This window comes from Acinetobacter sp. TYF_19 (assembly GCF_043105125.1).
Classification (GTDB): Bacteria; Pseudomonadota; Gammaproteobacteria; order Pseudomonadales; family Moraxellaceae; genus Acinetobacter; species Acinetobacter johnsonii.
On record NZ_JBICLH010000085.1, the window covers coordinates 108462 to 116617 of the forward strand.

Sequence of the window (8156 nt, forward strand, 5' to 3'; positions counted from 1 at the left end):
GAAGTTTAAGGGAGAACGCGACTCAGGTCTAAACCTTATTCATGTCAAGCCTTAACTTAACTCTTGTGGATCAATATCAAGGCTCAATTTCATACCATGCGGTTTGTTATGCCAGACATTTTGCCACCACTGACGAATGTAAAAATGCATCCGCGCACGGTCTTTGGACAGTAGTACCATATGCGCTTGATAGCGGCCTGCTTTACGTTCCATCGGCGCAGGAATGGGCCCCCAAATATCAATACTGTTTTCTGAGGCTTGGCGCAATACTTGTGCATGCTCTTGTAAAAAGCTTTGGTTCAGTTCTTGGTCTTTGGATTCACAGCGCAATAAAGCCGCATAGCGATAAGGTGGCATCCATGCAGCTTTACGCTCTTTCAACGTTTGCTTGGCAAAGCTGCGATAGCCCGATTCCAGCAGGGTATTCAGCAAAGGATGATCGGGACGTAGAGTTTGTAAATAGACTTCGCCTTTTTTCTCACCGCGCCCAGCACGTCCAGCGACTTGGATGATGAGCTGTGCGGTACGTTCTGTGGCGCGAAAGTCAACACTGAGTAAGCCCGAGTCGATGTCTAAAATCGCCACCAAAGTCACATAAGGAAAGTGATGTCCTTTGGCCAGCATTTGGGTGCCGAGCAAAATGATGGGTTCACTTTTCTGAATCTTGTTATAGATTTTTTGCCAGCTGCCGACCCGACTGGTCGAGTCACGATCAACCCGAATTACGTCAAAGTTGGGGAATAGTTCTTGTAGGTTTTCTTCAACTTTTGCGGTGCCTAAACCAATTGGTTTTAGTTCGCTATGCTGACATTGTGGGCAGTGTTCAGGCATGCGGTGGATGGTGCCGCAGTGGTGACAGTGCAAATGCTGATAGGGCTGTCGATGCACGGTAAAATTGGCATCGCAGTGGGGGCACTTGGCCTGCCAGCCACAACTTTCACAAATCAACACAGGCGCATAGCCGCGACGGTTTAAAAAAATCAGCACCTGTTCTTTTTTGTCTAAGCGCTTTTGTACTTCATGAATCAACTGTTGGCTGATGCCATTTTGTTTTTGTGCCACTTTTAGATCGATCACATGCATTTTCGGCATCACGGCCACACCTGCACGTTGGTCCAACTCCAAACGGGTCATTTTACCTTGTTCGACCAACGCATAACTGTCGATACTTGGCGTTGCAGAGCCGAGGATAATCGGACAGTTTTCTAAGTGCGCACGGTATAAAGCCACATCACGAGCATGGTAACGGAAGCCCTCTTGTTGCTTGAAAGATAGATCATGCTCTTCATCTAAGACAATCAAACCCAGATGCGGAAGAGGGGTATAGATGGCAGAACGTGTGCCAATCACAATCGAAGCTTTGCCCGTTTGTGCGCTTTGCCAGGCTTGCAGGCGCTTAGAATCATTTAAACCTGAATGTAGTAGCGCAATATGACAGTGAAAACGTGACTGAAAACGGCTCACTGTTTGTGGGGTGAGGCCAATTTCAGGCACTAATACCAAGACTTGTTTGCCTTGTTTTAAAACCTCTTGCATGACTTGCAAATAGACTTCAGTTTTGCCACTACCGGTTAAACCATCCAGTAAGAAAGCGTGGTAGCTATGACGAACTTTGAGTATGTTTTGAATGGCACGCTTTTGTTCATCATTGGGCGCGAGAGGCATTTGCGCTAGCGTCATCGCTTGCGGTTTAAAGTCTTGAGCTTCAAGTATGCACTGGGTGATTTTCTTTTTTTCTAAGGCTTTTAAGGTCGCAGTTTCAATGCCAGCCAAATTTAGAATGTTTTCAGACGTTCCTGTGGGATGCAGCTTTAAAATTTTATAGGCATCTTGTTGTTTTTCAGAACGCTTCAATTTGTCTTCGGCATGATCATCAATCAGCTTCCACATTCGCGCCAGTAAATTATAGGGTTTACCTTGGCGTAAAAAGCTGGGTAAAGCAGTATGCATCACTTCCCCAATGGGAAATTGGTAATATTGCGCTGACCATGTCAATAAACTTAAAACTTTAGCATCTAGAATAGCGCTGTCATCGAGCAACTCAGTTATGGCTTTGAGTTTAAAGCCTAAATCGAGTGGTTTCTCATCAGTGAGTTTCTCAACAATGACACCGACCACATTTTGGCGACCAAATGAGACAGCCACACGTGCACCCACTTCAGCTTGGTGGTATTGTTCAGCCGTTAAACTATAGTCAAAACAGTCATATAGATAAACGGGAACAGCCACACGAATACGGTAGCTTGGTGTTGTGGAAAGTGTAGTTTCTGGCATAAAAAGCTCAAAATGTCCTGATGAAATTGTCGTTGTGCGATGAATGAGTTGTGTTAGAGTGATGACATAATTTATAACTTAGAATATGAATGATTTTGGTGCCGACATGCAACAGCGCCAAATGACTAAATGGACAATTAGAAAGCGTAAACATGCCAGCATATCAATTTACCGCACTCGATGCCGCAGGAAAGCAGCAAAAAGGCGTGCTCGAAGGGGATTCAGCACGTCAAATTCGGCAACAACTTCGTGATAAAGCGCTGATCCCAGTCTCGGTTGATCCTGTTGAACAAAAAGATAAGCACAGCAGTAAAACATGGTTTCAAAAACAAATTACCGCCTATGATTTGGCTTTATTGACACGTCAACTTTCGGTACTTGTGGCGGCGGCCATTCCGTTGGAAGAAGCCATTCGTGCGGTTGGAAAGCAGTCAGAAAAAACACATGTACAAAATCTATTGATGTCAGTGCGTTCTAAAGTACTGGAAGGTCATTCATTGGCACAGGGTTTACAGCAATCTGGACGCTTTCCAGAGTTGTACATTGCCACGATTGCCGCTGGCGAACGTTCAGGACATTTAGACTTAATTTTAGATCAGTTGGCAGAATACACCGAAAATCGTTTTGCAATGCAAAAGAAAATCCAAGGCGCGATGATTTACCCGATTATTTTAATGCTGATGTCTTTTGCCATCGTGATGGGACTTATGACCTATGTGGTGCCTGACATTGTCAAAACCTTTGACCAAAGCAAAGATGCCTTGCCATGGATTACCGTTGCCTTGATGAAAGCCAGCGATTTTATTCGAGTGGCATGGCCATTTTTATTGGTGGGCAGTGTACTAGGCATCGGCTTATTACTGCGATTTTTAAGAACCACAGCAGGGCATTATGCCTTTGATCGTTTAATGCTCAAACTGCCATTATTCGGTAAACTTTCACGTGGTATAAATGCCGCACGCTTTGCCAGTACCTTATCGATTTTGACCCAGTCAGGTGTGCCCTTGGTGGATGCGTTAAAAATTGGCGCGGCGGTGAGTAATAACTGGGTGATTCGCGATGCGGTCAATCATGCGGCAGAAAAAGTGACTGAAGGTGGAAACCTTGCGACCCAGTTGGAGCGCAGTGGTTATTTCCCACCGATGATGGTACAAATGATTAAAAGTGGTGAAACGTCGGGTGAATTGGATCGGATGTTGGAGCGCGCATCGACCATGCAAGACCGAGAGGTGACAACGCTCATATCGACCTTGCTGGCTTTACTTGAGCCACTGATGTTGGTTCTGATGGCAAGCATTGTCTTGGTGATTGTGATCGCCGTGATGCTGCCGATCGTCAACATGAACAACATGATTTAATTTTAAAAATATAAGATGGAAGAGAAAATTCACATGCAATCAAAAATCTATAGACGCCAAGCTTCAGGCTTTACCTTAATTGAAGTCATGGTGGTGATTGTTATTTTAGGTGTGTTGGCAGCCTTAATTGTACCTAATGTGATGGGACGCGGTGAAAAAGCCAAAGTGGACACCACTGTCATTACCCTTAAAGGTGTTGCTGCGGCATTGGATCAATATAAATTGGACAATGATAAATACCCTTCGATGCAAGAGGGTGGACTTGATGCTTTGGTGAATAAGCCTGAGTCTGCAAAAAATTGGTTACCAGGCGGTTATGTGAAAGGTGGATATCCGAAAGACAGTTGGGATAATGACATTCAATATGTTGCACCTGGGACTGATGGACGACCATTTGATTTATATTCTTTTGGCGCAGATGGACAGCAAGGTGGTGAAGAAACCGATGCTGATATTCAGTATCAACCTTAATTGAGAATTATTATATATTGGGTTTAATTGAATATATCATTACAGTGCATAGGTTATGTCAATGTGGACTGTAATGATAATACATCTTAATTTAAAATTAATATCTAAGATTATGATTTTAAAATATTAAATATAATAAGCATCAGCTGAGATTTATAATAAGAATTATTCCCATATTTATTGATTACAAATAATGTAAATTATGGATAAAAATAGGCTTTTTATTTATTTAAATCCTTGCATAATGTTCTCAATGGCAACTGATTTGCCTGAGGAGAATAGAATGAAAGCATTAACCTTGTTGGATGAAATGAGCCAATTCCATTGGTCGATGCTCAAATCTGTTCTTTTGATTTTGAGTATGCTTCCTGTTGCTCAAGGTGTCTTAAGTGTTTGGCAGTCGACTGAAGGCAGTAGCCAAATTATGGTGGGTTTCTTTGCAATCAGTCTATTCAGCACATGGGCGGTTTTGAGCTTTTGGTCTGCGTTAAAAGCAACCGTACTCACACTCGATCAAGTACAGATTACAGCATTAGAACAAAAAGTGGTCATGTTCTACCGTTATACCCCGATGCTCTTTTTAGCTGGTATGGTGTCCTATTTGGTCAGTCAAATTTAATACTGACATTCATAGTTGTGATAAAAAACCGAGCACATATGCTCGGTTTTTTATTGCGTCATGAAGAATGGCGGAAAGATAGGATCGCTTGTCTGTTTCGTTGTATATAATCCTAGTGTTCGCTCCCTATACTGTAGAAAATATAAATATAGAGTGAAATATGGAACAGATTGATTGGACGGATTTTTTAAAAGTCGAGCTCCGAGTCGGGCGTATTATTCAGGCCGAAGTCTTTGAGCAAGCACGTAAGCCCGCTTATATTTTACATGTCGACTTTGGCCATGACATTGGCATTAAGAAATCGAGTGCGCAGATTACTGAGCGTTATCAACCTGAACTGTTGTTGGGTAAATTGGTAGTGGCGGTGGTTAACTTTCCAAACAAACAAATTGGTCCCATCCAGTCTGAGTGCTTAGTGACAGGCTTTCATGATTCAGATGCAGGCGTGGTGCTGTGTGTGCCTGATACAGATGTTCCAGTAGGTACCAAGCTACTATAATTGAAAAAGAAAACCCCAAGCTCAGCTTGGGGTTTTCTTTGGAACAATCTGATCTAACAATAGCAACTATCGACGAGACTTAAACGATACATCGACTTTACGTGGACGATAGATCCAGCCCAAGATAAGTAAAAAGACTGAGAAACCTAAAATTGGCCAGTCACTTAAACGGGTATACAGCGTTTGACCTTGCATAGCAGGCAGTTCGCCGCGAAGCACGGTTGCCACATCTTGTGGGGCACGTTTTACGATATGCCCTTGATGGTCAATAAACGCCGTCACGCCTGTATTAGTGGCACGGATAAACCAGCGTCCATTTTCTTTGGCACGCATTTGAACCATCTGTAAATGCTGTAAAGGGCCTGCGGTTCCTGTAAACCATGCATCATTGGAAACTGTCACCAAGAAATCACTTTGGCTGGCATTACGACGCGTCAAGTTCGGATAAGCCACTTCATAGCAAATGGCCGCGCCTAAATGCTGCTGATGAATAGAAAGCGGTTGTTGCTGTTGTTCGCCACGTGAAAAACCACTCATCGACGGATCATTCTGCATGGCAGGCAACACCCATTTCAGTAAACCGGATAGTGGAATATATTCACCAAAAGGCACTAAACGTTGCTTTTTATAGAGTCCTTCGGCTTCAGCACCATTGGCCATAATGCTGTTGTAGTACAGTGGTCGACCTGCCGCTTCAGAGCCTGAAATATCCCAGTATGGAATACCGGTGACCCACGCCGTGTTGGTTTTCTTGGCCTGTGCTGTCATTGCAGCTAAAAAGGGTTCGATATCACTTTGGAACATCGGAATAGAGGATTCAGGCCAAACAATGAGGTCTCGTCCCCATTCTGTTTTGGTTAAATCAGCATAGATTCTAAGTGTTTTTAGTTGATACTCAGTGAGCCATTTTAAGTCTTGTGGGATATTGCCTTGAATTAAAGAAACCGATAATGGCTGCGTATTTTTTGCGGAGACGAATTCAATTTTTGATGCGCCCCATGCACCAAGTACCAATAAGGCAGAAGGAATGACCCAAAAGACGCGGCGGTTTAAAATTTCGACCAGTGCGCAGGCCAACACCAAGACTACAAACGACACCCCGAAGATACCAAATAATGGCGCATACCCATCCAGTAAACGTTCGGTAAAGGCATAGCCTGCAAACAACCATGGGAAGCCTGTGAAAACCCAGGTTTTCGACCATTCAAAAAGCACCCAAAGCGGAGCGAAGGTTAGTGGCGTTTCAGGGAAAAAACGGCGGTAAATAAAGCTTTGGACAGCCGTGAATAAGCCCATGACCAAGGCCATAATGCCGATCATACCGACACTTAAAGCACTGTTGGTATCGCCATAGACATGGATGGAAGTGTAGAGCCAAAAAGCCCCCACGAACCATAGGCCAAAACCATAGGCCCAACCAATGCCAAAGGCCTGCTTTGCACTGCGTTTACGTAAAGTGGCATAGAGCAGTGCAGGGGATAAGATTGCCAACCACCAATAATGATAAGGGGCGAGTGCAAAACTAAAGACAGCCCCTGAAAATAAGGCAATTAGAAGCGGATAAATTAAAGGTAACTGCTTTTGTTGTGGATTGGGGGTTAACAGTTTGTCAAAGTAAGCTCTCATTTACGAACGGCTCGAATCAGATGAATAGAACGTGCATCTGCTTCTACAATGGTAAATTCCCAATTTTCAAGATCAATGACCTGACCTTGTAAATCACTCACTAAACCAATTTCTTGAAGCAATAAACCGCCCACAGTTTCAACCTCATCATCAGAAAAGTCTGCATCTAAAAGATTGTTAAAGTGTTCGATTGGTGTAAGTGCTTGAACCAGCCACGTATTTGCGGTCGTAGGGTCATTGTCGGGAATAATATATTCCGCTTCTTCATCGATCTTGTCGTGTTCATCTTCAATTTCACCGACAATTTCTTCCAAAATATCTTCTAGCGTCACTAAACCTGAGGTCGTGCCATATTCATCAATCACCACCGCTATGTGCGTTTGGGTGTTTTTCAACATGCGAAGCACTTGGTCTGAGCGTGCGCTTTCAGGCACATATAAAGGTTGGCGCATCAGCGCACGTATATCCACTTTATTGTTTGGTTCAGTTAAGAAAGGCAATAAGTCTTTGGCTAATAAAATGCCAACGACATTGTCTGGTTGGTCTGATGAAAAGACAGGGAAACGTGAATGTGCCGACTCAACCAGAGTATGCAAAATGTCGAGTAACTCATCATCTTCTTGTAGGCTAATCATCGATGTACGCGGTGTCATGACCTCGCGGACTTTGGTTGCTGGAAGGTCTAATACGCCTTCTAACATCGCAACAGTATCGGGTTCTAAAAAACGACGTGAATCTTGAACTAACTTTAACAGTTCATCGCGAGTTTCTGGCGCGGTACCTAACCATTTGCGTAAGCCACGCATTCCCCACGACGGGCCTGATTCCTCGTGCATGATCTTTCCTAAAGACTCTTAATATCTAAAAAACTTAATTTTATCATACCGTAGAAAACACACTTGTCTATTGTAATTAAGCAAGGATTGCATGAATGATTAGATCAATACTTTTAAATATGAGGTTCATCTACCATCAAACTATGCAAACAGATATGCGAAATGGGCAGTTGTGTTAAAATTGGCAAGTTTTTAAATTTTTGAGTTTGTATATGTCTGATTTGGAAGTGAGCCCAAGCATCCAATTAAACACCCGTGGTTTACGCTGTCCAGAGCCTGTGATGATGTTGCATCAAGCTATTCGCAAGTCTAAATCGGGAGATGTAGTGGAGGTGTTTGCAACGGACAATTCAACTTCATGGGATATTCCGAAATTTTGTATGCATCTTGGGCATGAACTTTTGCTGCAAGAAGAGCGCTTAGACGAAAACGGCAATAAAGAATTTCATTATTTAGTTAAAAAGGGTTAAATC

The 8156-nt window shown here is 43.2% G+C and carries 8 protein-coding genes; 5 read left to right on the forward strand and 3 right to left on the reverse strand.

Features of this window, described 5'->3' with window-relative positions; all coding sequences use genetic code 11:
* Positions 1-51 precede the first annotated feature (51 nt).
* Positions 52-2274 carry a primosomal protein N' gene (locus tag ACF8FD_RS14630; protein WP_078425726.1) on the reverse strand — a complete coding sequence of 741 codons (2223 nt, stop codon included), beginning with the start codon at positions 2272-2274 and terminating at the stop codon, positions 52-54.
* Positions 2275-2426: 152 nt separating this feature from the next.
* Here ACF8FD_RS14630 and gspF point away from each other — a divergent pair, with 152 nt between their 5' ends.
* The 4 genes from gspF (at position 2427) to ACF8FD_RS14650 (ending at position 5221) form a co-directional block, all read left to right on the forward strand.
* A complete protein-coding gene (gspF, locus tag ACF8FD_RS14635; protein ID WP_281963778.1) occupies positions 2427-3632 on the forward strand; it encodes a type II secretion system inner membrane protein GspF in 1206 nt (401 codons plus the stop codon).
* A gap of 33 nt (positions 3633-3665) precedes the next feature.
* Positions 3666-4103, forward strand: coding sequence for a type II secretion system major pseudopilin GspG (gene gspG / locus ACF8FD_RS14640; RefSeq protein ID WP_058868821.1), 438 nt, complete (start codon positions 3666-3668; stop codon positions 4101-4103).
* 283 nt (positions 4104-4386) lie between these two features.
* Complete coding sequence (locus tag ACF8FD_RS14645) at positions 4387-4722, forward strand: hypothetical protein (RefSeq protein ID WP_004978824.1); 336 nt, start codon at positions 4387-4389, stop codon at positions 4720-4722.
* Between the two features lie 160 nt (positions 4723-4882).
* Positions 4883-5221 carry a tRNA-binding protein gene (locus ACF8FD_RS14650; RefSeq protein ID WP_281963779.1) on the forward strand — a complete coding sequence of 113 codons (339 nt, stop codon included), beginning with the start codon at positions 4883-4885 and terminating at the stop codon, positions 5219-5221.
* A gap of 66 nt (positions 5222-5287) precedes the next feature.
* Here ACF8FD_RS14650 and lnt read toward each other — a convergent pair whose 3' ends face one another.
* Together lnt and ACF8FD_RS14660 are read right to left on the reverse strand one after the other, a co-directional pair.
* The gene (lnt, locus tag ACF8FD_RS14655; protein ID WP_279735000.1) at positions 5288-6847 is read right to left on the reverse strand and encodes an apolipoprotein N-acyltransferase; all 1560 of its coding nucleotides are present in this window, start codon (positions 6845-6847) and stop codon (positions 5288-5290) included.
* Positions 6844-7683: an HlyC/CorC family transporter gene (locus ACF8FD_RS14660; RefSeq protein ID WP_004978829.1), complete on the reverse strand. Its 840-nt coding sequence runs from the start codon at positions 7681-7683 to the stop codon at positions 6844-6846. The genes lnt and ACF8FD_RS14660 overlap by 4 nt, the downstream gene beginning before the upstream one ends.
* Positions 7684-7895: 212 nt before the next feature.
* Here ACF8FD_RS14660 and tusA point away from each other — a divergent pair, with 212 nt between their 5' ends.
* On the forward strand, positions 7896-8153 hold the full coding sequence (tusA, locus tag ACF8FD_RS14665) for a sulfurtransferase TusA (protein ID WP_004692640.1): 258 nt from the start codon (positions 7896-7898) through the stop codon (positions 8151-8153).
* The last annotated feature ends 3 nt before the right edge of the window (positions 8154-8156 follow it).